The sequence below is a fragment of the Gemmata sp. genome (genome assembly GCF_051859125.1).
GTDB lineage: Bacteria > Planctomycetota > Planctomycetia > Gemmatales > Gemmataceae > Gemmata.
Genome location: NZ_JBHYGG010000255.1, coordinates 1 through 22,740, shown reverse-complemented (window position 1 = coordinate 22,740; position 22,740 = coordinate 1). Strand labels below are relative to the sequence as shown.

At 71.1% G+C, this 22,740-nt stretch carries 16 protein-coding genes and 3 pseudogenes; 8 read left to right on the top strand and 11 right to left on the bottom strand.

Annotated features, from left to right (window positions below; genetic code table 11):
• The first annotated feature begins 30 nt into the window (after nucleotides 1–30).
• The 7 genes from ACTIGN_RS23105 (at nucleotide 31) to ACTIGN_RS23075 (ending at nucleotide 8,311) form a co-directional block, all read left to right on the top strand.
• A complete protein-coding gene (locus tag ACTIGN_RS23105) occupies nucleotides 31–492 on the top strand; it encodes a chlorite dismutase family protein (RefSeq protein ID WP_439628290.1) in 462 nt (153 codons plus the stop codon).
• Nucleotides 493–540: 48 nt separating this feature from the next.
• Nucleotides 541–828: a hypothetical protein gene (locus ACTIGN_RS23100; RefSeq protein ID WP_439628252.1), complete on the top strand. Its 288-nt coding sequence runs from the start codon at nucleotides 541–543 to the stop codon at nucleotides 826–828.
• A gap of 139 nt (nucleotides 829–967) precedes the next feature.
• A complete protein-coding gene (locus tag ACTIGN_RS23095) occupies nucleotides 968–1,315 on the top strand; it encodes a hypothetical protein (RefSeq protein WP_439628250.1) in 348 nt (115 codons plus the stop codon).
• A 1,013-nt stretch (nucleotides 1,316–2,328) separates the two neighbouring features.
• Nucleotides 2,329–5,490, top strand: a complete 3,162-nt coding sequence (locus ACTIGN_RS23090) for a sigma-70 family RNA polymerase sigma factor (RefSeq protein WP_439628248.1) — start codon at nucleotides 2,329–2,331, stop codon at nucleotides 5,488–5,490.
• A gap of 95 nt (nucleotides 5,491–5,585) precedes the next feature.
• Nucleotides 5,586–6,626 carry a DUF1559 family PulG-like putative transporter gene (locus ACTIGN_RS23085; protein WP_439628246.1) on the top strand — a complete coding sequence of 347 codons (1,041 nt, stop codon included), beginning with the start codon at nucleotides 5,586–5,588 and terminating at the stop codon, nucleotides 6,624–6,626.
• Between the two features lie 75 nt (nucleotides 6,627–6,701).
• Nucleotides 6,702–7,301: a hypothetical protein gene (locus tag ACTIGN_RS23080; protein ID WP_439628244.1), complete on the top strand. Its 600-nt coding sequence runs from the start codon at nucleotides 6,702–6,704 to the stop codon at nucleotides 7,299–7,301.
• A gap of 44 nt (nucleotides 7,302–7,345) precedes the next feature.
• Nucleotides 7,346–8,311, top strand: a complete 966-nt coding sequence (locus ACTIGN_RS23075; RefSeq protein ID WP_439628242.1) for a DUF1559 family PulG-like putative transporter — start codon at nucleotides 7,346–7,348, stop codon at nucleotides 8,309–8,311.
• A 93-nt stretch (nucleotides 8,312–8,404) separates the two neighbouring features.
• On the opposite strand, the gene ACTIGN_RS23070 is transcribed toward ACTIGN_RS23075, so the two are convergent.
• The 3 genes from ACTIGN_RS23070 to ACTIGN_RS23060 all read right to left on the bottom strand — a co-directional run bounded on the left by ACTIGN_RS23070 (nucleotide 8,405) and on the right by ACTIGN_RS23060 (nucleotide 10,103).
• Nucleotides 8,405–8,536 (bottom strand): hypothetical protein, encoded by a 132-nt coding sequence (locus tag ACTIGN_RS23070; RefSeq protein ID WP_439628240.1) that lies wholly within the window; start codon nucleotides 8,534–8,536, stop codon nucleotides 8,405–8,407.
• A gap of 3 nt (nucleotides 8,537–8,539) precedes the next feature.
• Nucleotides 8,540–8,698, bottom strand: a complete 159-nt coding sequence (locus ACTIGN_RS23065) for a hypothetical protein (RefSeq protein ID WP_439628238.1) — start codon at nucleotides 8,696–8,698, stop codon at nucleotides 8,540–8,542.
• A 190-nt stretch (nucleotides 8,699–8,888) separates the two neighbouring features.
• Complete coding sequence (locus tag ACTIGN_RS23060; protein ID WP_439628236.1) at nucleotides 8,889–10,103, bottom strand: DNA polymerase Y family protein; 1,215 nt, start codon at nucleotides 10,101–10,103, stop codon at nucleotides 8,889–8,891.
• A gap of 133 nt (nucleotides 10,104–10,236) precedes the next feature.
• Here ACTIGN_RS23060 and ACTIGN_RS23055 point away from each other — a divergent pair, with 133 nt between their 5' ends.
• Nucleotides 10,237–10,650, top strand: a complete 414-nt coding sequence (locus tag ACTIGN_RS23055; protein WP_439628234.1) for a hypothetical protein — start codon at nucleotides 10,237–10,239, stop codon at nucleotides 10,648–10,650.
• A 512-nt stretch (nucleotides 10,651–11,162) separates the two neighbouring features.
• Here ACTIGN_RS23055 and ACTIGN_RS23050 read toward each other — a convergent pair.
• From ACTIGN_RS23050 to ACTIGN_RS23015, 8 genes and pseudogenes are all read right to left on the bottom strand, one after another.
• Nucleotides 11,163–11,699: pseudogene (locus tag ACTIGN_RS23050) on the bottom strand (DUF1559 family PulG-like putative transporter); the annotation flags it as partial.
• Between the two features lie 37 nt (nucleotides 11,700–11,736).
• Nucleotides 11,737–11,964 (bottom strand): annotated as a pseudogene (locus ACTIGN_RS23045) (DUF1559 family PulG-like putative transporter); the annotation flags it as partial.
• Between the two features lie 282 nt (nucleotides 11,965–12,246).
• Nucleotides 12,247–14,298 carry a glycogen debranching protein GlgX gene (glgX, locus tag ACTIGN_RS23040; RefSeq protein WP_439628232.1) on the bottom strand — a complete coding sequence of 684 codons (2,052 nt, stop codon included), beginning with the start codon at nucleotides 14,296–14,298 and terminating at the stop codon, nucleotides 12,247–12,249.
• Nucleotides 14,295–17,615 carry an efflux RND transporter permease subunit gene (locus ACTIGN_RS23035; RefSeq protein ID WP_439628230.1) on the bottom strand — a complete coding sequence of 1,107 codons (3,321 nt, stop codon included), beginning with the start codon at nucleotides 17,613–17,615 and terminating at the stop codon, nucleotides 14,295–14,297. The genes glgX and ACTIGN_RS23035 overlap by 4 nt, the downstream gene beginning before the upstream one ends.
• Nucleotides 17,616–17,657: 42 nt before the next feature.
• The gene (locus tag ACTIGN_RS23030; RefSeq protein ID WP_439628228.1) at nucleotides 17,658–18,935 is read right to left on the bottom strand and encodes an efflux RND transporter periplasmic adaptor subunit; all 1,278 of its coding nucleotides are present in this window, start codon (nucleotides 18,933–18,935) and stop codon (nucleotides 17,658–17,660) included.
• A 76-nt stretch (nucleotides 18,936–19,011) separates the two neighbouring features.
• A complete protein-coding gene (locus tag ACTIGN_RS23025; protein WP_439628225.1) occupies nucleotides 19,012–21,735 on the bottom strand; it encodes an MGH1-like glycoside hydrolase domain-containing protein in 2,724 nt (907 codons plus the stop codon).
• Nucleotides 21,736–21,828: 93 nt separating this feature from the next.
• Nucleotides 21,829–22,035: a hypothetical protein gene (locus ACTIGN_RS23020; RefSeq protein WP_439628223.1), complete on the bottom strand. Its 207-nt coding sequence runs from the start codon at nucleotides 22,033–22,035 to the stop codon at nucleotides 21,829–21,831.
• A gap of 40 nt (nucleotides 22,036–22,075) precedes the next feature.
• Nucleotides 22,076–22,740: pseudogene (locus ACTIGN_RS23015) on the bottom strand (protocadherin); the annotation flags it as partial.

The following is a 22,740-nucleotide window of genomic DNA, read 5'->3' as shown; positions in this document are numbered from 1 at the left end:
GAGCCGCTCCCGAGCGTGGAGCGGCTGGACATGGTCAACCGGAACGTTCTCACCCACCCGGCCGGTGCGGGGGCGGGGTGGGTGCTGCGCGGGGTCACCAGCAACGAGCGGTACGCCACCCGACCCGAGAAGACCGAACTCGCGGCCAAGCAGGTCGGCCTGGGGCGGCCGACCGCGACCCACGCCGCGCTGATCCCCATCCGCAAGAACGCGGCGTGGTGGGCGCTCACCCAGGACGAGCGCCGGGCCGTCTTCGAGGACACGTCGCACCACGTGAGGACCGGGCTCCGGTACCTCCCGGCCGTCGCCCGCCGCCTGCACCACTGCCGCGACCTCGGCGAGGCGGAGCCGTTCGACTTCGTCACGCTCTTCGACTACGCCGGGGCCGACGCGCCCGCGTTCGAGCAGATGGTGGCCGAGCTGCGGGCGTCGGAGGAGTGGAAGTACGTCGAGCGCGAGGTGGACGTCCGACTCGTTCGCGACGGCGGCTGACCGTGGTCGCTTCCGGTCGGACTGCTTCGCACCGGGGAGGTTTGTGTGATGGAGGGGACCGGTCACAGCGCCGCGGTTCTGATCGCCGAGGACGACCCGAAGACCGGTGCGGGGTCGCCACCTACACGAACGCGGGGGTATCACACCCGCACCTCACACGACGGTCGGGAGGCGCTCGACGTGGCCCGTGCCGAGGCCCCGGCCTTGGTCGTTTTGGACCACCTACTCTTCGGGGCCGACGGGTGGGTGGTGAGCAGGACCCTGTGCCGCGATCCCGGTGTGCCGATCCTGATCCTCCCCGACCGGCCGGAAGAGCTGGCCGCCAGAGCGGACTGACCCTCGCGGACGGGCCGTGTACCGCATCCGCACGCGCAAGGACTGGAAGCACGTCGCGCAAGTGGCCCGGACCGTTCCGCAGGAAGCGGCAATTCGTCGGTTCCATTTCGAGACCAATCGCAGCAGCCGAGGAGGTTCGATGTTCGACCTCATCGACGCACACATCCCGTCGGACCTGCGTGGCCGCACAACCGGCGCGACCGGTTCGTCTCCCGCAGATCCCCACGACTCGTCGGTCCGGCCCGTCGACGCCGGGTTTGGTGCGTGGCACGATACCCGTACGGACCGCACGGTCGCTACGGGCAGCCGCGTCACGCACCCTCACCGGGGCCGCCTCGTGCCGCTCCCCGCCCGCCCCGTGGTCCGCGAGGTTCTCGCCGACGGCCTCGATCAGCCGACCCCGGACGTCGTCCGCCGCGCCCGGGCCCGCGGGGTGACCGCCTCGGAGCGGTCGCCCCGCGGGGCCGTGTACGAGGTTCGGGCCTAACTCCACAAGCCGAAGGCCGACACGGTCGCGGCGGCCGCCGACCCGGCGCCGGTCCTGGCCAACGTGGCGATGGTGAACACGGTGGTCACCGCGGCCGGCGGCGTCGAGCCGGCGCGCAAGGTGGCCGAGGCCGTCCGCGCGTGCGGCGGCGTGGATGCGTTCCTGCTGCACCTCGATACCGTGGCCCAGGTCCGCGGCTCGTCCTCGCGAGGGCGGGTATCCCCAGCCGGTGGGCAGTTTTCCCTCTGGGGACCGGCCACCGGCACGTGGCCGAGGCGGGTCAACGCCTCGCCCGCCCGCTCCGCGAAGTCCGCGTCCTCGACACAGGCCAGGACGAACGCGGCCGCGGCGCGTCGCTCGCTCGCTCGCTCGCGCCGTGGCAGCCGTCGAGCTCTGTCGTCAGGAGTTTCTTCAACGCTTCGTTCATCGTCTCCATCGCCCCCAGTGGAGATGTCGGGTTTGTCTTCATTCGGGTCGCGGTGAGGAGCGGCCGCTCCCGCCACTCAAGGCCAAGCCCGCTTCGGCTCGCTCGCCGCTGTCACCCGGAGGGCCCGCAACAGCCCCAAGGTGCCGACGGCCGTGGGAACCTTCGACCTCCGTCGCCGCTTGGACCCGTCGTACTCGGCACGGCCGCCGCTCTCGGGCGCTGACTGGATTGCCCGCTCTTCGAGGACGGCGGTCGCTGGGGAACCTGCTGGTGGCGACCAGCCCAGATTCGCAGTTGGCGGACGGGCACCGTGGGATGGAGGTCCGGTGCCCGGCGCCGGAGGACGCGCTCCGAATGGGGCACGAGATGGCGTCCCACGCCCGTGAGTTGACCGAGGAGTCGCACGGGAAGAACGCGCTGGACCCGGCGGTAATGACCGGCTGTCGGAAAACCACCTCCCCTCGGTCACGACGGACGGTCGAAAAAAAATGGCGAAGTTGTGCCCGGGGGAGAACAATAGGGTGCGTCAAATCACGACACGACAACGACGGGTCCCCGGACCGGAGCGGCTGTGAGTCGCCACGACTTGGCACCACTGATTCGGACCGTTTGTCAGGCCGCCCAGGCCGGGGATGACCGGTCGGCGGACGGGCGGCTCCTGCGGCAGTACGTCGGGGACGGGGACCGGGACGCCCTCGCGGCCTTGGTCCACCGGCACTCCGGCATGGTGTGGAACGTGTGCCTCCGCCGGACCGGCGACCGGGCCGTGGCCGAAGACGCCTTCCAGGCCGTCTTCCTCGCCCTGGTCCGGTCGGCCGGGCAGATCCGCGACCCGGACGGGGTCGGGGGGTGGTTGCACGGGGTCGCGGTCCGGCTGGCGACGAAGGCCCGAGTTGCCGCCCGTCGTCCGGTCCCGCCCCCCAAGCACGACGGCCCGGTGGCCGCGTCCCCGCTGGAATCTGTGACGGCGGCGGAGCTGATGGCCGCTCTCGATGACGAACTGCTTCGCCTCCCCGAAGCCTGTAGGCGGGCCCTCGTCGCCTACTATCTGGAGGGACTTCCCCGCGACGCGGCGGCCGCCCGCCTGGGCGTTGCCCCGCGGACGCTCGACCGGCGGCTGGCCGAGGGGCGGGAGTTACTCCGGACCCGATTGTCCGCCCGGGGGCTGTCGCTGCCCGCGGCCTTTCTGGTGGTCGCGGTCGTCGAGTCCGTTGTTCCCAAGCGCGCGATGGCGGCCGCCACCGGGGCGGCCTTCGGGGAACCCGTGTCGGCCGCCGCGGCCCAACTGGCGAGCGGGTCGGGCGGCGGGCTGACCGGGGTCGGTGGGGCGGCGGTCGTCGGCCTCCTGGTGGCGTCGGCGGTCGCCGGCTGGGTTCTCGCGGGCACGGCAGGGGGGCCGCCAACGGCCGCACCCGTCGCGTTGACCCAGCAAACGTCTGAGTCGCTGCCCCCGGGTGCGACGGCGCGGCTCGGCACCGGTGTACTCCGTCACGCGGGAACCGTTCAGCTCGTTTCGGCCGCACCGTGCGGGCGCTGGGTCGCGTCCGCCGGGGCCGACCACACGGTCCGGGTGTGGGACGCACGCACCGGGGTCGCGCGGACGTGCGTCGGGACCGGGGACGAGCCGACGGCGGTGGCCGTGGCCGCCTCCGGCCGCGTGTTCGTCGCCGCCGCCGGGAAGCTGCGGGCGTGGGACCTGGGCGGGACGCAGCCGATTGCCACCTGGGTGATCGACGGGCCGTCTCACGCGATCGCGGTAACGACCGACGGCCAGAGCGCCGCCGCGGGGCTCGTCGGGGTGGTCAAAGTCGTCCGCGTCGGCGGCGCCCCCCGGTCGCTCGCCGGCCCGGAAGGGGCCGTTTCGGGCGTGGCGTTCGACCCGTCGGGGGAGCGGGTCGCGGCGGTCGACGCGACGGGGCGGGTGGCCGTCTGGGACGCCGCGAACGGAACGGAGCGATTCCGGTTCGCGCGCCCGGCGGCCGCCGGCGGGGTGGTCGCGCTGACCGCGGACGCGGTCGCCGCGGCGGGGCTCGGTTCGGTAACGGTCTGGGAGTTGGCCGCGGGCGGCAGGTCCCAGGGCTACGGTCCGACCGACGGCTGCTACTCCGACCTCGCGTTCACGCCGGACGGAAAATCGCTGGTCGGGTGCGTGGTCAACGGGGCCGCGTACCGGTGGGACCGCGCGACCGGGGCCGAGGTCCGGTCCCCGGCCCCGGGCGGGGCCCACATGGTCGGGGCGAGGATGGCCCCGGACGTGTCCCTCGCGGCCGGCCAGACCGAGTCGTCGGTCCGCGTCTGGGACCCGGCGGCCGGGGCCGAGACGGCCGCCTCGGCCGCCGCCCAGCGGGCGGGACCGTTCGAACCCGCCCTCACCGTTCTCGTGGGCCGGGACGGCCGGTCCGTTGAGACGTGTGGGCTCGCGGGCTCGACGCTGTGGGGGTTGCCCGGCGGCCGCCCGGCGGGCGGGCGGGCCGATTCCGGGCTCCTGGTCGGGCGGACGGCTGCCGGTCACGCGGTCGCCGTACCGGACGGCCGCCGCGCGGTCGTCGTCCGCCGGTCGGACGGCACCGTTATTCAGAGCTGCGAGCCGGACGAAGAAGTGGTGGCGGCCGCGGTGTCGGCGGACGGGACCGTGATCGCCGCCGTCGATCGCGAGGGCCACGGGCTGGTGCGGGCGGTCGGCGGGGAGTGGGACCGCACGTTCGTCGCCGCGGTCGACGCTTCCCCACCGGACCTGATCGGCCCGCTGTCCCTGTCGCACTCCGGCGACCGCCTCGCCGTCCCGGACCAGGCCGGGGTGAGGGTGTTGGAGCTCCCTACGCTCCGCGAACTCGGGCGGTACCCGCTCCCCGGCACGGTCGGCCGGACGCGGTTCTCGCCGGACGGCCGGACGCTGGCCGTCGCCGCCGTCCCGTCCGCGGCGGTGCCCCCCGAGGTCCTGCTCTACGAAACAGCGACGGGCCGGCTCCGGGGCCGGGTCGCGGCGCCGGAGTCGTCGCGACAGAACCCCGTGTTCGAGTTCTCCCCGGACGGCCGGTGGCTGGCGGTCGGGCGCCCCGGGGCCGTCGCCTTCTGCGACCCGCGCACGGGGGCGGAACTCACGAGGCTGGCCGCCCCGCCGTGTCCGGTGACCGCGATCGGCTTCGACCCGCTCGGCGGGTCGGTCGTGACCGCGTCGGCCGACACCACTTGTCTCGTCTGGGCCGTCCCGACCCGGCCGGCACCGGCCCGCATGACGGGCGACCGGTTCGACCGGCTGTGGGCCGCACTCTGCGACCCGGCCCCGGACGCCGCGGCCGTGGCCGCGTCCGAGTTGGCCGGCGGCGGCGACGAAGCCGTGCGTCGGGTGGTGGCGAAGCTCCGGGTCCGCGCGCCCGCCGCTGCCGAGTTGCCGGTGGGGCGGTGGCTGTCCGATCTCGACAGCCCGAACGACAGGGTCCGGGACGCCGCCGGCCGGGAGCTGGCCCGGAACCTCGGGGCGATCGCGCCGGCCCTCGAACGGGCGGCCGCCGGGGAGTTGTCGGGCGCGGCCCGCGCCCGGGTCAAGCAGTTGCTGGACCGGTACGGTCCGCCCGGGTACGCGGCGATCTCGGAGGTCCGGGCAGTCGAGGTCATCGAGTCCGTCGGCACCCCGGCCGCGCGCCAGGCGGTCCGGGAACTGGCGGCGGACCCGGCCGGCGGCCACCTCCGGCAACTTGCGACCGCGGCCCTCTCGCGGTTCAAGACGAGGGCGGCGGAACAGCCGTAGCGGTACGGCCCGCCCGCAGTACGTTCGTCGTCGAGTTCCGCGACCGCCCCTCTCCCCGGCGCGGAGGATCGGCACCACTCGGGGAGATTCGTCCGATGCTTCCGACCCGCTTCCGGCCCCGTAAACCGGGGTTCACGCTGATTGAGTTGCTGGTGGTGATCGCCATCATCGCGGTCCTGATCGGCCTCCTGCTGCCAGCCGTCCAGAAGGTCCGGGACGCCGCGGCCCGCGCCGAGAGCTCCAACAACCTGAAGCAGTGCGCCTTGGCCCTCCACGCGTTCTACGACGCCCGCAAGTTCCTGCCGCCGATCAGCGGGGGCATCCCGTACGTTCCTGCGAAGTACGACGCCGACATGAATTTCATCGGCGGCGGGTACGTCGGCCAGGGCGGCGCGAGCGGCAGTTGGCCGTTCTTCGTGTTCCCGTACCTGGAGCAGGGCGACCTGTACGCGGCGTCCGCGGTAACGCCGGACTACCCCCCCGGCGCCCAGACCTACTTCTCGGCCGACTCCAGCCGCGGGGGGCCGATCAAGGTGCTCCTCGCCCCGAACGACCCGTTCGTTGCCGAGGGGGCTTCGCCGTGGATGTGCAGCTACCTCGGGAACGGGGCCGTGCTGAACGGGCGGGGGCGGTTGCAAAGCATCTCGGACGGCACGTCGAACACCGTCCTCCTCGCCGAAGGGTACGCGGAGTACGGGTCCGGCGGCACGACCGCGACGGTGTCCGGCCACCCGCCGTTCCCCGACACCAGCCCGGAGTCGATCGCGGACCAGGGGGGCACGACGATCGGCGTGAACCGGGACGGGCGGTGGGACACGACCACCTTCGGCGACGGCTGGCTCGCGCCGCCGAAACCGTTCCCCGGCCCCGACCGGATCGAACTCTCCGGCCCCGGGTTCATCGTGATCCCGGGCGTCTTCCCGGTCGATGATGGCGGCGCGTACAGCCCGCTGTTCGACACGGCCGGCGACCGGGACAACTTCCGCGGGACGGTCCCGCAGGCTCTGAGTTCCGGGGTCCTGCAAGTCGCCCTGGCCGACGGGAGCGTGCGGAAGGTGGCCGGGTCCGTGTCGGTGGCGACGTGGGTGGCGGCGTGCACGCCCCAGAGCGGCGACCTGCTCGGATCGGACTGGTAACCGCCGGGCCGGGCGCCGCCCGCTCCGCACCCGTCGGTTTCGAATCCCGCCACGCCGGACCAAGGTTCACGAGTCATGCCCACCTTCCGCCGCAGGTTGCTGTTGTTCCTGGCCGTCGTCGCCCCGCTGTGCCTTGTCGCGGCCTCGTGCGGGCGGGCGCCGCAGGCCGGCGCCGGGCAGGCGGTCCCCCGCGCACTGCCCGGGACCACCCCGGTCGGGACCAGCGTGGTCAAGGGGCGGGTGACGCACCGGGGCCGGCCGGTTCCCGCCGGCCGGGTGCTGTTCTACTACGCCAACGGCCCGGTCCCGGTACCGGCGCCGATCAACCCGGACGGGACGTACGTGGCGTACCAGTTGCCCGCCGGCACCGCCCGCGTGGCCCTCGTCCTCGATCCGAGCGGGAAGCCGCCGGCCCAGCGGTTCGTGCCGTGGAAGAAGGGCGCCCCCGGGTGGGAGCCGGTCCCGGCCGGCCCGAGTGCCGCCCGCCCGCCGGTGCTCGCGAAGCGGACTCCGGTCACCAAGTTGATCCCCGGGCTGACCAACTTCCGCGTGCCGCCCGAGGAACGAGCGGCCCTCCAGGCCTTGCACGCCAAGTACTCGTCGCCCTACGGCAAGGACTCCCCGAAGGTCGAGGTCAGGCCGGGCGCCTCCGTCTTCGACATCGCCCTCCCGTAACCGGTTCGGACCCCAACCCCGCACAACACTCCACGGAGACGGACGTGCCCCACTCAACACCCCGCCGGGGGTTCACGCTGATCGAGTTGCTGGTGGTGATCGCCATCATCGCCGTCCTGATCGGCCTGCTGCTGCCCGCCGTCCAGAGGGTCCGGGAGGCGGCCGCGCGGGCCGAGAGTCAGAACAACATCAAGCAGGTCGTGCTGGCCACCCACAGCTACCACGACACCAGGAAGGTGATGCCCGAGGCCAACGTCGACAAGGTCGAGGACGACGGCAACGTGGCGGAGTGGACCGGGCCGGTGTTCTACCGGTTGCTGCCGTTCATGGACGGCGGCCCGGTCTACGAGGCCGGGCGGACCACCGTTAGTGCCTGGGGCGCGAACGCGTCCGAACCCGGCCCGGCCACGATCTACCAGGCGTCCGCCCCGGCCCTGAAACCCGGGCCGCGGATCAAGGCCCTGGTCAACAGGCTCGACCCGACGCTGACCGCGGACCCCGAGAACACCGGCCCGATTTCGTACCTGGTCAACCGGATGCCGTACACCGGCGGGTCGACGTTTCTGAGCATCACCGACGGGCTGAGCAACACGGTCTTTGTGGAGGAGGGGTACGCGAACTGCCGGCGGCGGAACACGGCCGGCGACGACGACCCGTCGAACGACACCGCGGGCGTCCGCCGGACGGCCTGGAACTTCGACTCCGGGTGGACCTTCGCCGCCGCTTACCCGGACATCCCGTTCGTCTGGTCGGTCCAGACGATTCCCCCGGTGTACATCTACTTCAACGACTCGTCGCCGGACGGCACGTGGTTTCAGGACCGCCCGCGGCCGGAGGACTGCGACCCGACCCGCGTCCAGGGCTTCGCCTCCGGGGTGATCCAGGTGGGCATGGGCGACGGCAGCGTCCGCAGCATCCGCCAGCGCTCCGACACGACGGCCGGGTCGTCGGTGTGGGACCAGGCCCACAACCCGACGAACGGCACCCCGCTGTCGTCGCCCTTTGAGTGAAGCCTCGCGAGCCCGGGGGCTCCGTCGGTCCGCCCGGCCGAGCCGTGATCCTGCTGCGGTGACTTCTGTCCGTACGGCATCGTACCGCTCCGTTCAGATGACCTCGCCGACCAGTGCGGGCACCCACTCGGCCCGGGTCACGACCCGGTAGTACCGCGTGGCCCGCTCGGTCACCACGCACACCACATGCAGGCCCGTGCGGTCGCGAACGAGCACGCCCTGCATGCCCTACTTGACCCGGTACCAGACGCCGTTGGCGTACCCGTAGGTCGCCGGCACCAAGACCGGCTCGGGGGACAGTGCCGCCCACGTGCCCTTCGCGACCGACTCCTTCCACATCCACCCGGTCGGGGGGAGCTTCCGCTCGGCCCGGTCCCGGTTCCCCACCGGACCACCTGGAGCCGTCCCACCACACCGGCAACAGCGTCGGGTCGGCCTGCCAGTAGAACCGGACCTCACGCTCGCCCCCGCGGTCGTGGACCCGCCCCCCCAGCCCGTGCTGCTCGAGGAGCGCGAGCGGGAGGTCACTGGTGGCGAGGGCGACGGCGGAACACACGGCTGAGCCCTCGACGCCACCTCAGAAGCACACCTTGCCCCGCACGTCGCAGGTGTCGAAGTTGTTCGCCGGGCCCGCGTACACGGCCGGCAGGTACAGCGTCGACGCGCTCCGCAGCGTGAACCTGCCGTACCGCTCGTTGACCGCGGCCTTCGCCCGCGCGACCGCCTCCCGCTTCGGGTCCGGCGGGTCGAATAGGCTCAGCTGGAACCCCCGCGCCCGACGCAACTTCGGGGCGACGACGTGCATGTGCGTGGCCGGCTGGTCGGGCCGGTACGCCCGCCGCAGTGCCGAGCGGGCCGCGTCCAGCAGCTCGTCGAGCCGGTCGGACGGGACCGGCAGCTTGCACAGGCCGGCCGTGGACGCGCCGTCCTTCCAGCTCAAGTGGACGCCCAGCGCGTCGGTGCGGACGTGGTGGAAGTGCAGCTCCTCGATGAGCCGCTCGGTGTGCCGCACGCACCACGCCCACAGCACCGCCGGGTCCTCGACGTGGCCCTTCAGGCTCCCGCCCCGGGCCAGCACCTGGTGCGGGGACCGCTCGGGGCGGATCGGGGTCACCGGGTGCCCGTTGAGTTCGAGCCACAGTTCGTACCCGGTCTTCGTGAGGAGCTGCTTGATGAGCTTCCCGTCGGCCAGCGCGAAGTCGAGGCAGGTCCGGATGCCGTACGGCGCGAGCCGCGCGGCCCGCCGGCCCCCGATGCCGCTGATCTCGGTCGCCGGCATCGTGGCCAGGAGCGCCCGCTCGTGGTCCCGGTCGGTCACCGTGACCGCGCCGAACGGCTTGGCCGTGTCGCTGAACAACTTCGCGAGGGTCCGCGTCCGGGCCACGCCGATGGTCACCGGCAGCCCGCACGCTTCGAGGACGTGGTCCCGAACGGCGAGCGCCGCGTCGTGGAGGGACTGACCGGCCCGCGGGGCCTGGGCGCGGAAGAAGAACTCGTCGATGGAGTAGTATTCGAGCGGGCCGAAGTGCCGGCCCACCGCCTCCAGCATCTTCCGCGACAGGACCTCGTACCAGTAGAAGTCCCGCTTCACGTACACCCCGTGGGGGCACAGCTTCACCGCGTCCCAGATCGGAGCGCCGGTTTTGACGCCGGCGGCCCTCATCTCGTAGCTCCTGGCGATGACGCACGCCCCGTTGTTGCCCAGCACCCCGACCGGCTCGCCCACCAAGTCCGAGTGCTGCACCCGCTCCGCGCTCACGTAGAAGCAGTCCGCGTCGAGGTGCCCGACCATGCGTCGTTCTCCCTGCCGATAGTGATTGGGTGCTCACTATCAACGGGTGAAGTATTACACTCATCTGAGGTGAGGTCCAGCCGCAGGAGGGGGTTGAGCGTGTTCCGATTTGTTCCCGTACCCGAGTCCCGCCGTGCCGACCACTCCCCGCGCCGCCGTCGAGGCCGCCCGAGCCCTGGTCGAGTCCCTCGCACCACTGAGGACCCCGCCGACGGTCCGCGTGGCCGACGCCGAGGAGGGTGTGGCCTGTCTGGTCCTGGTGTGGGACGCAAAGCGGGCCATGCCCACGGTGCGGTGGCGGTCCCCGGGCGGGCGGACCGGGTGCAAGGCCGACGTGGTGGCGGTGGTCGCCGCGGCCGGCCGGTCGCTGACCCGCAAGGAGGTGCTCCGGGCGCTCAAGGCCGCGGGGAAGAGGCACGGGCCGGGGACCGTCGACAAGGCGCTGGCCGACCTCACCGCGGGGGGCGAGTTGGTGAACCCGCGGGACGGGCGGGGCTACCGACTACCGACCTGGAGGAAGGACGCGACCCCGAGTTTGTTCGAGTAACCGGCCCCGGCAACGGACCTCACCGCCTACCGGTACTGCGCGGTAGGCTCGACCCACACCAACGGAACCCGCGCCGATGGACGACATTGCCGAGAGCGTACTCGCCTTTCTCCGCTGGGCCGAGGCCTACCCGCTCCCGCCCGACGCGCCCACGCGACGTTCTGGCCGCCCTCCGCGACCGCCTGGACGCTGACGCCCTGGGGTGGCGGGGGCGGGCCTTCGGGGACGACCCGGAGGTAAAGGTTTTGGAGGTCGAGGTCCACCTGAGCGGCGGCCGTGTGGTCCGCGGGGCACTGGCCCGGAGGCCGAGCGAGGGCCGGGGAGAGGCCGCATAAGCGGCACATAAGCGGCACATAAGCGGCACATAAGCGGCACATAAGCGGCACCGGGAGTCCGCGTGGCCCCGCGGGGCTGGTTTCGCGGTCGGCGGGAAGCGAGCCGCACCCAACTGGGGTGCGGTCCCTCGAATCGGGTGCGGCAGCGTGCTGGGAGCTCCGAACGGTGTCGCCGGCTCACCAGTCGTTCGACGGGAGGACCAGGCCGTCGGAGTCGGACCCGAGCTGGGCGAGCAGTTGGGCCGGGGTGGCGTCCCGGAGGAACCGCACCGAGGCGTCGTCCATCGCCACGTTCACCTCGCCCGTGTGCGTGCTGCGGAAGATGGCCTGGTGGGTGTTGCACCCGGCGCAGCACCCCATGCCCTGTGCGGCCGCGTCGGTGCACCCCTGCACTTCGTCGGCCCCGCTGTTCCGGTTGTTGATGAGCACGTCGTCGCCGAAGCTGTACGCGCCAACGGAACTGGACCTGCGGTGCCCGACGGCCCAGACCCCGCTGGCGTCGGACGCGACGGTCTCCGCCCGGACCTCCCCGAGCAGGACAGTGTTCGTGGTCCCGTCGGCCATGCCGAGGATCGCGGGGCCGCGGTGCGGGCCCTTGGTGGCGACCCAGAACGGCCCGCGGGCGGTGATCGCCGACCCGCCGGTGAGGGTGAACGACCGGGTCGCGCCGTCGTAGTCGTTGTACTGGCCCGGGCCGCAGTTCGCGACGTAGCTGCCCCCCGCCCGCGCCCGAGTACGCGGTGGCGGTGTTCGGGTCCGACGGGCACAGGAACGCGGGCACGGCCGCGGCCCCGAGGGTCCGCCACCCGTCGGCCCCGGTCGGGGCCGTGGTGCTGGCCCTGACCCAGGCGGTGATCGCGGCCGACTGCTGGTTGTACAGCGCGCCCTGTTCGACGTACGGGAGCACCAGTACGAGCCAGTTCGGGCCGTACCCGGTGCTGTTCGGGGGGTTCGCGTTAGTGCCGCCCGGCGCGATCATGGCCGGCGGACGAGCTGGAGCCCGTGCTCCGCGAGCGGACCGGGTGCGAGTGCAAGTGGATGGGGGGCCCCCGACGTTCCGGCACTGGGTGCCCACGGCGCCGATCGAGGCTACCGGACTGAGGACGAGTGGCTGGCCGCGTTCGGGGAACTGAGCCGGGACGGGCTCTTCGCCACCGGCCCCGAGTTTCCCGCGCCCCTGGCAGACAAGACACCCGGGTCTCGGCCGCCCCAGCTCGCACAATCACTTCAGGTTCGGAAATGGGGATTACCAACACCGTTCTTACAACCCACCTACGAGTACCACAACGGACCGTAGGCCGGCACGATACGAGCCCCCTGGGACGGGCACGGCCCTTCGCCACTCGACGATGTCCTGCGGGGACGGCAGCGCCGTGTCAATCCACCGCCGCCACCCGGCCGGGGCGGCCGGTAGCTCGAAGTCCAGCGGTTCCCAGTAGGCGTTCATGATCAGGTGCATGAGCAACTTTTCACCGGGTAGTTCGACCCCGAACGCGATGCTGTGCGAGTTCGGACCCCAGTCGGGCTCGCTCAGCTTCACCCCGTGCCACGCTTTCTTCGCCTTCTCGATCAGGTCGGTCAGGCTCGTCCGCCGCTCCTCGTGCGAAGTGTCGCGGAGCAGCCGCCGAGAGAGGAGTAGTTTGACGAACCGGTGGACGTCGGCGTGCTTCTCGACCAGGGACCAGTCGAACCAGTTCGCCTCAGTGTCGTGGCAGTAGAAGTTGTTGTTCCCGGCCTGCGTCCGCCGCACCTCGTCGCCCATCAGGATCATCGGGACCCCGAGGGCGAGCACCGTGACGGTGTGGAAGTTTTTTACCTGCCGGTTCCGCAACTCCTCGACGGCGGGGTCGCCGGTCGGCCCCTCGGTGCCGCAGTTCCAGCTCTTGTTGTCGCTGGCCCCGTCCCGGTTCCCCTCGCGGTTGGCCTCGTTGTGCTTCTCGTTGTAGCTCACGAGGTCGTTGAGGCTGAACCCGTCGTGGCACGTCACGAAGTTGACGCTCTGCTCGGCCTCGCGGGCCTTGTGTCCGTACACCTCGTGGCTGCCCAGCATCCGGTCGGCGAACTTCCCGACGGTGCCGGCCTCGCCGCGGAAGAAGTCGCGGGCGTCGTCGCGGAACCGGCCGTTCCACTCCTTCCACGTGTCGCCGACGAAGCTGCCGACCTGGTACAACCCGGCCGCGTCCCACGCCTCGGCGATCAGCTTGGTGCCGGCCAGGTCGGGGTCCGACTCAATGTCCCACAGCACCGGCGGGTTCGGCAGCGGGTGCCCGTCCGGACCGCGCGAGAGGATGCTGGCGAGGTCGAACCGGAACCCGTCCACGTGCATCTCGGTGACCCAGTACCGCAGGCTGTCCACGATCATCCGCCGCACGACCGGGTGGTTCGCGTTGACCGTGTTGCCGCACCCGGAGTAGTCCGCGTACCGCCCGCCGCCGTGCTCGAGCATGTAGTACGTCGGGTTGTCGATGCCGCGGTAGCACAGCGTCGGCCCGTCGTGCCCGCCCTCGGCGGTGTGGTTGTACACCACGTCGAGGATGACCTCGATCCCGGCCCGGTGCAGCGCCTTCACCATGTCGCGGAACTCGTTCACCGGCCCGAGCGGGTCGGGGCGCGAGCTGTACTGCGGGTGCGGCGCGAAGTACGACACGGTCTGGTAGCCCCAGTAGTTCACCAGCCCGGCCGGGCAGGCGTGCGTGTCGTAGGCGTGGACCGGGAGCAACTCGACCGCGGTGATTCCGAGGTCCTTGAGGTACGGGATCTTTTCGACGAGGCCGGCGTACGTGCCGCGGGCCGGCTCGGCGACACCGGAACTCGGGTGCCGGGTGAACCCGCGGACGTGCATCTCGTAGATCACCGTCCGGGACGACGGGAGCCGCAGCGGTGCGTCCCCCTCCCAGTCGTACGCGCGGGGGTCCACGACGACGCTCTTCATCGCGGTCCCGGCGTTGTCGCCGGGCTTCCGTGCGGCGTCCGGGTGGTAGTTCTTCGGCACAGCCAGGCCGTACCCGTACGGGTCGATCAGCACCTTGGTCGGGTCGAACCGCAACCCCTCCGCGGGCTCGTTCGGCCCGTGGACGCGGTAGGCGTAAAGCTGCCCCGGCCCCGCCCCGGGGACGAACGTGTGCCAGTAGTGGTACGTCCGGTTCTTCACCGGGTCGAGCGTGACGACGCTCGACGGCCGGGCGTCGTCCTCACGGGCGAAGAACAGCAGCTCCACGCCGGTCGCGGTGCGCGAGAACAGACTGAAGTTGACCCCACCATCAAGTACCGTTGCCCCGAGGGGCGAGGGGCGGCCGGCGATCACGGCGTTCATGGCGAATCACTTGTGGGAGAGGGTTTCGGGTGCGATGAAGCTTCGAGTGAGGGGTTGTGTTCCGCCGGTGCCGCGGAGGAACCGGGCGCCGCGGCCGGTACGGGCTCGCCCGCGATCCGCTCCATCAGGTAGTAGAAGACCGGGGTGAGGAAGATGCCGAAGAGGGTGACCCCGAGCATGCCGGCGAACACCGCGACCCCCAGCGCCCGCCGCATCTCGGCGCCGGCGCCCGCGGCCAGCACCAGCGGGACCACCCCGAGGATGAACGCGAACGACGTCATCAGGATCGGTCGCAACCGCAACCGGCACGCCTTTACGGCCGCGTCGAACGCCGGCAGTCCCTTCGCCCGCTCTTCCTTGGCGAACTCGACGATCAGGATGGCGTTCTTCGCCGCGAGACCGACCAGCACCACGAACCCGATCTGCACGAAGATGTTCACGTCCATCTTCGCGATCGCCACGCCGGCGACCGAGCACAGCAGGCACATCGGCACCACCAGGATCACCGCGAACGGCAACCGGATGCTCTCGTACTGTGCGGCGAGCAGCAGGTACACCAGCACGACCGCGATCGCGAACACCACGATGGCCGTGTTCCCGGCGCGGATCTGGAGTAGCGTCAGTTCGGTCCACTGGTAGTCCATGCCCTGCGGGAGCGTCTTGGTTGCGATCACGTCGATCGAGGAGATCATCTGCCCGGAACTCACCCCCGGCAGCGAGGCGCCGTTGATCGCCGCCGCCGTGAACCCGTCGTACCGGGTGACCATCACCGGCCCGCCGACCGGCTGGACGTCGGCGATGCTGCCGAGCGGCACCATCTTCCCCTCGCCGTTGCGGACCTTGAGCTGCTTGACGTCGTCCGGGGTGAGCCGCCGCCCGGGGTCGGCCTGGAGGTTCACCTGCCACGTCCGGCCGAACTCGTTGAAGTCGTTCGTGTAGTACCCGCCGAGGTACACCTGGAGCGTGAGGAACACGTCGTTCATGGGCACGCCCATCGACATGCACTTGGTGCGGTCCACGTCCACGTACATCTGCGGCGTGTTCGACCGGAACGGGGTGAAGAGCCCGACGAGGCCCGGGGCCTGGTTCCCGTCGGCGACCACCGTGTCGGCGGCGGCCTGGAGCGGGGCCAGCCCTTGCGCCCCGAGGTCCCGGATCATGACCTTGAAGCCGCCGGCGCTGCCGAGCCCGTCCACCGGCGGCGGGGGGAACACGGCGACCGCCGCCCGCTCCACCCGCCGGAACAGCTCGGCCCGCAGCTTGCCCATGACCGCCGGCCCCTGCAACTCGGCGGCGTGCCGGTTGTGGAACTCGTCGAGGACGACGAACATCGTCCCGAAGTTCGACCCGTTCGCGTTCTGGACCACCGACGTGCCGGGGATGGTGATCGTGTGGGTCACGCCGGGGATGCCGGGGTAGTTCTCCCGGTCCTTCGGGTCGCCGCGGGCGATCCGCTCGGCCTCCGCCATCACGGCCGCCGTCCGCTCCAGCGACGCGGCGTCCGGGAGTTGCACGTTCACGACGAGGTAGCCCTTGTCCTGCGTGGGGATGAAGCCGGTCGGCACCGTGGTGAACGCCTTGTACGTCAGGAACAGCAGCCCGCCGTACACGACGAGCACGATCAGCGACAGCCGCATCAGCCAGCCGACGGCCCCCGCGTACGCCGACGAGCCGCGGTCGAACCCGGCGTTGAACAGCTTGAAGAACCAGCCGAGGGAGGCGTTCAGCAGCCGCGTGAGGGGGTCGGTCTGCTCGGCCTTGGGCTTCAGGAGCAGGGCGCAGAGGGCCGGGCTGAGCGTGAGCGAGTTGAGCGCCGAGAAGAATGTCGAGACGGCGATGGTGACCGCGAACTGCTTGAAGAACTGGCCGGTGATGCCGCTGATGAACGCGCACGGGACGAACACCGCCATCAGCACCAGCGAGATGGCCACGATGGGCGACGCCACCTCGTCCATCGCGGCGCGCGCCGCCTCCCGCGGGGGGAAGCCGTGCGCGAGCTTGTGCTCGACCGCCTCGACGACGACGATCGCGTCGTCGACCACGATGCCGATGGCGAGGACGAGCCCGAGGAGCGACAGGTTGTTCAGGCTGAAGCCGATCACCGCCATCGCCGCGAACGTGCCGATGATCGCGACCGGCACGGCGACCAGCGGGATCAGCGTCGCCCGCCAGCTCTGGAGGAACACCAGGACCACGACGGCCACGAGGATGATCGCGTCCCGCAGGGCGTTGAACACCTCGGCGATCGACTCCTCGACGAACGGCGTCGTGTCGTAGACGATGGCGTAGTCGACGCCGCCCTTGAACTCCTCCTTCAGCTCCTCCATCCGCTTCTTGATCCGCTCGGCCGTCTCGATCGCGTTCGACCCCGGGAGCTGGTACACCGGCAGCCCGACCGACGGCCGGCCGTCGAGGGTGCACCCGGTGTCCTCGTTCTTCGCGCCGCGCTGGATGCCGCCGACCTCCCGCTCGACCCCGGCCTCGTCCTTGATCTTCCGCTTGTCCGACACCACGTCGCGGAGCCGGGTGACGGCCCCCTTGTCGCTGATGTTGAGGATGACGTCACCGAACTCCGCGTCCGTGATGAGCCGCCCCTGGGTGCTGAGGGTGTACTGGAACGCCTGGCCGGTCGGTACCGGCGGCCGCCCGAGGCTGCCGGCGGCCACCTGCACGTTCTGCGCCTTCAGGGCGTTGACGACGTCCGGGGCGGTCAGGTTCCGGGACGCGACCTTGTCCGGGTCGAGCCAGATCCGCATGCTGTAGTCGAGCTGGCCGAACATCGTCACGTCGCCCACGCCCGGGAGCTTCTTCAGCTCGTCGACGACCCGGATCGTGGCGTAGTTGCTGAGGTACAGCTGGTCCCGCGAGTTGTCCGGGGACAGCAGGTTAACCACGAGCAGGATGTTCGGGGACTTCTTCTTGACGCTCACGCCGGTCTGCTTGACCTCGTTCGGGAGCGTCGGCAGGGCGAGGTTCACGCGGTTCTGGACCTGGACCTGGGCGATGTCCACGTCCGTCCCGACCTCGAACGTGACGGTCAGCACGTACGTGCCGTCGTTGGTGCACTGCGACGACATGTACAGCATCTTCTCGACGCCGATCACCTGCTGCTCGATGGGCGAGGCGACCGTCTCGGCCACGACCGTCGAGCTGGCCCCGGTGTACGTGCACCGGACCTCGACGCTCGGCGGCGCGATCTCCGGGTACTGCGCGATCGGCAGCTTGCGGACCGAGAGCAGCCCGGCGATCACGATGACCACCGAGATGACGGCGGCGAAGATGGGCCGATCGATGAAGACCTTGGAAAATCCGGACACGGTGCGTCCTCGCGGGGGTGGTTGGGGGACCGGCGGCCGGGCTCACTTCGTGGCGGGCTTCGGGTCGACGACCATGCCGGGGCGGACCCGCTGGATGCCGCTGACGATGACCCGGTCGCCCGGGGCGAGCGGCCGCGGCTTCCCCTCGCCGGGAACCACCACCGACTCCACCACCCGCAGGTCCCCCTCCAGGGCGCCGGTGGCGGCGTCCATCCGGACCGCCTTGTTGTCCGCCCCGACGACGTACAAGTGGCGGATCCCCTGGTCCGACCCGAACGCCGAGTCAGGCACCAGCATCGCCTTGACCGGTTCGCCGATGGGCACGCGGACGCGGGCGTACATGCCGGCGGCGAGGAGCCGCTGGCCCTTATCGGGCCTGGGGTTGTCGAACCGGGCCTTCATGCGGATGGTCCCGGTTTTGGGGTCCACGCGGTTGTCGGAGAAGTTGATGAGGCCCTTCAGCGGGTAGGTGGTGCCGTGGACCGCCACCCCGGCCTCGGCGGGAATCTCGCCGGCCGCGGGCGCCTTGATCTTGCCGTCCCGCACCGCCTGCTGGATCCGCTGGAGCGTGTTCTCGTCGGCGTCGAACGCGACGTCCATCTTCTCGTCCGCGACGACGGTCGTGAGCAGCGTGGTGGACCCGATGCCGCCGGTCACCAGGTTGCCCGGGGTGACGAGCTTGTCGCCGACCTTCCCCGCGATTGGTGCCCGGACCGTGCAGTACCCCAGGTTCAGCTCGGCGTTCCGAACGTTCGCCTTGGCCTCCTCGATCTTGGCGTCGCTCTGCTTGATCTTGGCGGCCGAGGCCCTGCCGGTCGCGACGGCCTCGTCGTACATGCCCTTGGCCACGTCCCGCGTGGCCTCGGCCCCCACCCCCTTCTTCAGCGCGGTCTCCTCCCGGTCGTAGGAAATCTTGGTCGTCGCCTCGCGGCTCTTCGCGCGGATCAGGTCGGCCTCGGCGGTCGCCAGGTCGGCCTCGGCGGTCGCCCGGCTCGCCTTCGCCCGGGCCAGGTCGGCCTTGTACGGCTCGGGGTCGATCTCGCACAGCAGCGCGTCCCTCTTCACCTCCGTCCCCGGTTCGAACGCCACGTCCATCAGGTAGCCGCTGACCCGCGCGCGGATCTCGACCTGTTCGAGGGGCTCCGCCCGGCCGGTCGCCAGTTCGTACCGGGTGACCGTCCTCTCGGCCGGCGGGGCGACGGTCACGATCGGCGGGGGCAACTCGGCCTTGCCGGCGTCGCCGGACTTGCCGCAACCGGCCGCGAGGGCGAGGGTCGCGGCGAGGAGGCCGGCCCGGGCCAACAACATGTCAAGGGTCATAGGGGTCTCTGGTGAAGGTCGGTGCGGGCGGTTCGCCCGTGGCCGATGCGGGCGGGCACGGCTGGTTGGCTTGCCCTCAGGCGGTCGTCGGGGGCAGGGCGGCCCGGTTCGGGTTCAGGAACCACTCCGCCGGCATCGTCGCGAACAGGTGCATGACCCGCGCCACGACCCCGGTCCACCCGGACTGGTGGCTCGCTCCGAGCCCGGCACCGTTGTCCCCGTGGAAGTACTCGTAGAAGAGCACCAGGTCCTTCCAGTGCGGGTCGGTCTGAAACGTCTCGGAGCCGCCGTACACCGGGCGGCGGCCGTCGGCGCCCCGGAGGAACATGTTGGCCAGCCGGCGGCCGATCTCCTCGGCCACCTGGTACAGCGTCATGTGCCGCCCGGACCCGGTCGGGCACTCGACGGTGAAGTCGTTGCCGTAGTAGGAGTAGTACTGGAGCAACGAGCGGATGATGAGCGCGTTGACCGGCACCCAGATCGGCCCGCGCCAGTTCGAGTTCCCGCCGAACATCCCGGTGTCCGACTCGGCCGGGAGGTAGCCCACCCGGTAGTCCTGGCCCCCCACGTTCATCACGAACGGGTGCGCCTCGTGGTACTTCGACAGGGACCGGATGCCGAACTCGCTCAGGAACTCGTTCTCGTCGAGCATCTTCTCCAGCACCCGGCGGAGCCTGGTCTCGTCGAGGATCGACGCCAGGTGCCGGCCGGCGCACCCCCGCGCCCCGGGGTCGTGGATCGCGGCGCGGACCTCGGGCCGGGACTCGAGGAACCACCGGAGCCGCTCGCCCAGTTCCGGGTACTTCGCGAGCACCCGGCCGTCGTACACCGTGGCGGCGCACAGGGGCAGGAGCCCGACCATCGACCGCACCTTCAGCCGCTCGGACCGGCCGTCGGGCAGCCGCAACACGTCGTAGAAGAAGCCGTCCTGTTCGTCCCACATCCCGGTCCCGTTCCCGACGTGCGTCATGGACGACGCGATCCATAAGAAGTGCTCGGTGAACTTCAGGACCATGTCCGCATAGTCCGGGTCGCTCAGGGCCAGTTCGGCCGAGATCTGGAGCATGTTCTGGCAGAACAGCGCCATCCACGCGGTCCCGTCGGCCTGCTCCAGGTAGCCGCCGGTCGGCAGCGGCGAGCTGCGGTCGAACACGCCGATGTTGTCGAGGCCCAGGAACCCCCCCTCGAACACGTTCCGCCCGGTCCGGTCCTTGCGGTTCACCCACCAGGTGAAGTTCAACAGGAGCTTCTGGAAGCTGCTCTTGAGCCACTCCCGGTCGCCCTCGCCGCCCTGGAGCTTTTCGAGGCTGTAGGTGAAGTACGTGGCCCAGGCGTGGACCGGTGGGTTCACGTCTCCGAAGTTCCACTCGTAGGCCGGGATCTGCCCGTTCGGGTGCATGTACCGCTCGCGGAGCATGAGCTTGAGCTGCTGCTTCCCAAAGTCCGGGTCCACGAGGGTCAGGGCCAGGACGTGGAACGCGAGGTCCCACGCGGCGTACCACGGGTACTCCCATTTGTCCGGCATCGAGATCACGTCGCCGTTGTACATGTGGTGCCAGTGGTCGTTCCGGGGCGACGCCTTGCGGGTCGCCTTGAACGGGTCGGAGCCCCGCTCCTCCAGCCACTTGTCCACGTCGTAGTGGTAGAACTGCTTGCCCCACATCATGCCGGCCAGCGCCTGCCGCATCACGTTCGCGCCGTCCGCCCCGAGCTTGGCGGGGATGACGCCCGCGTAGAACTCGTCGGCCTCCGCGCGGCGCGCGTTCAGCACCGAGTCGAACGCGGCCCCGAACGGCGCGCCCTTCGAGCCGTTCGCCCGGGCGATCGCCTCGGGCGGCGCGTCGGAGAGCCGGACCTGCACCGTCCGCGACCCGCCCGCGGGAACGGTGAGGCGGTAGTGGGCCGCGACCTTCGTGCCGGTCTTCTGCGGGTTCACCACCCCCTCGCGGCCGTGGACGACGTGGTCGTGGATACTGTCTTTCACGAACGGGGTGCGGTTGGGGATGCCGAAGACACGCTGCGTGTTAGTTTCGTTCTCGGTGAACAGGAGCGGGGGGTTGCCGTCGCAGTACAGGTACCGGTCGCCGAGGGCCGTGTGGGCCGCGTGGACGACGCCCCGGCCGGGACCGTCGGCCTCCTGCCGGAGGGTCGGCCGCTCCGGAGAGGTGAGCCAGGACCACTCGTTGCGGAACCAGAGCGTCGGCAGGACGTGCGCGGTCGCGGCCTCGGGGCCGCGGTTGTGGACGGTGACGCGGACCAGCACGTCTTCGGGCGACGCCTTGGCGTACTCGACGAACACGTCGAAGTACCGGTTCTCGTCGAACGCGCCGGTGTCGAGCAACTCGTACTCGTAATCGGTGCGGGACCGCGCCTTGTTGGTGCGGACCAAGTCGTCGTACGGGAACGCGGCCTGTGGGTACTTGTACAGGCACTTCATGTACGAGTGCGTCGGCGTGCTATCGAGATAAAAGTAGTATTCCTTCACGTCCTCGCCGTGGTTCCCCTCGGCGTTCGTGAGACCGAACAGCCGCTCCTTAAGAATCGGGTCCGTCCCGTTCCACAGGGCGACGGCGAGGCACAGGTGCTGCTTGTCGTCGGACACCCCGGCGATGCCGTCCTCGCCCCACCGGTACGCGCGGGACCGGGCCTGGTCGTGGCTGAAGTAGGCCCAGGCGTCGCCGGCCTCACTGTAGTCCTCGCGGACGGTCCCCCACTGCCGCTCGCTCAGGTACGGCCCCCACTTCTTCCACGGGGCGGTCTGGTCCCGGGCCTCCCGGAGTCGGGTCTGTTCCGCGTTCATCGAGGCACTCGCTTCGGGTTGGGGTGCGGTTCGGGTCGAGCCGGGTGCCCCGTCCCTGAGGGCCGGGCGCGACGGCCGCGCCCGGCACGGGGGTCAGTCGCGGGGCAGCCGGAGCAGGTACCGGTAGTGCCCCGGTACGGACTCCAGTTCCGCGCCCTCGTCCGGCTCGAACGGCCGGCGGTCGTCCCACGGGGTGTCGGTGGGCGGGAGCGACCAGAAGTGCCCGTCCGCGTCGCGGACGACCCACTGGCCGCTGGCCCGGGCCACATAAATGTCCAGACGGTTCCGCGTCGAGATCATCACTCGCTCCTTGAGTTCGGGCCGGGGATCGGGAGGGTGCTTACTTCTTGTCGCCCGCGGGTGGGTCGCCGTCGGGCTGCTGCAACCGGACCAGCGCGAACTGCTGCCGCTTGTCCTTGCCGTAGTGGACGAGCATGGTCGTCTCGTCCCTCGTCAGGTTCGCGACCCCGGCCTCGTACACCGGGCTCTTGCGGTCGGCGACGGTCCACGCGGCCCGCTGCGTCTTCGGGTCCACCGACCCGTACACGGGCTCGTCGGTGTCGGTCAGCGCGTTGTAGTAGTTCCCCCGGATCAGCCCGCCCTTGCTCACCGCGAGCTGGAAGATGTTGGTGGACTTCTCCTCGCCCGCGCCGACCATCGCGAACACGCCCAGCGGCTGGAAATCGTCGGGCTTGGGCTCGTCCTTCGCCGGCGCGCCGGTCGCCGCGAGGTCCGTGGCCTGCTGGGCGAACTGCGCGGCCGGCACCTCGGTCTGGTTCACGGTCACGGTGTCCCCCGAGTACACGACGGTCTCGCCGTAGTCGTAGTACACCGGCTCGGCCGGGTAGCCGCCGTAGGTCGCGACCGCGCCCCACGCCGGCGCGCTCCAGACCCGGGCCGCGGTCCACCCGGCGGCGAACCACGCCCCGGGGTACTGCGCGTACCACCCGGGGCGGAAGGCGTTGTAGTACCCGAAGTTCGTCCGCACGGCCCCGCCGGTCGCGG

Excerpts from the sequence above, each read along its gene's own strand:
- ACTIGN_RS23105 (WP_439628290.1), top strand. The coding sequence starts at position 31 with ATGGTCAACCGGAACGTTCTCACCCACCCGGCCGGTGCGGGGGCGGGG.
- ACTIGN_RS23100 (WP_439628252.1), top strand. The coding sequence starts at position 541 with ATGGAGGGGACCGGTCACAGCGCCGCGGTTCTGATCGCCGAGGACGAC.
- ACTIGN_RS23095 (WP_439628250.1), top strand. The coding sequence starts at position 968 with ATGTTCGACCTCATCGACGCACACATCCCGTCGGACCTGCGTGGCCGC.
- ACTIGN_RS23085 (WP_439628246.1), top strand. The coding sequence starts at position 5,586 with ATGCTTCCGACCCGCTTCCGGCCCCGTAAACCGGGGTTCACGCTGATT.
- ACTIGN_RS23080 (WP_439628244.1), top strand. The coding sequence starts at position 6,702 with ATGCCCACCTTCCGCCGCAGGTTGCTGTTGTTCCTGGCCGTCGTCGCC.
- ACTIGN_RS23070 (WP_439628240.1), bottom strand. The coding sequence starts at position 8,536 with ATGCAGGGCGTGCTCGTTCGCGACCGCACGGGCCTGCATGTGGTGTGC.
- ACTIGN_RS23060 (WP_439628236.1), bottom strand. The coding sequence starts at position 10,103 with ATGGTCGGGCACCTCGACGCGGACTGCTTCTACGTGAGCGCGGAGCGG.
- glgX (WP_439628232.1), bottom strand. The coding sequence starts at position 14,298 with ATGAACGCCGTGATCGCCGGCCGCCCCTCGCCCCTCGGGGCAACGGTA.
- ACTIGN_RS23030 (WP_439628228.1), bottom strand. The coding sequence starts at position 18,935 with ATGACCCTTGACATGTTGTTGGCCCGGGCCGGCCTCCTCGCCGCGACC.
- ACTIGN_RS23025 (WP_439628225.1), bottom strand. The coding sequence starts at position 21,735 with ATGAACGCGGAACAGACCCGACTCCGGGAGGCCCGGGACCAGACCGCC.
- ACTIGN_RS23020 (WP_439628223.1), bottom strand. The coding sequence starts at position 22,035 with ATGATCTCGACGCGGAACCGTCTGGACATTTATGTGGCCCGGGCCAGC.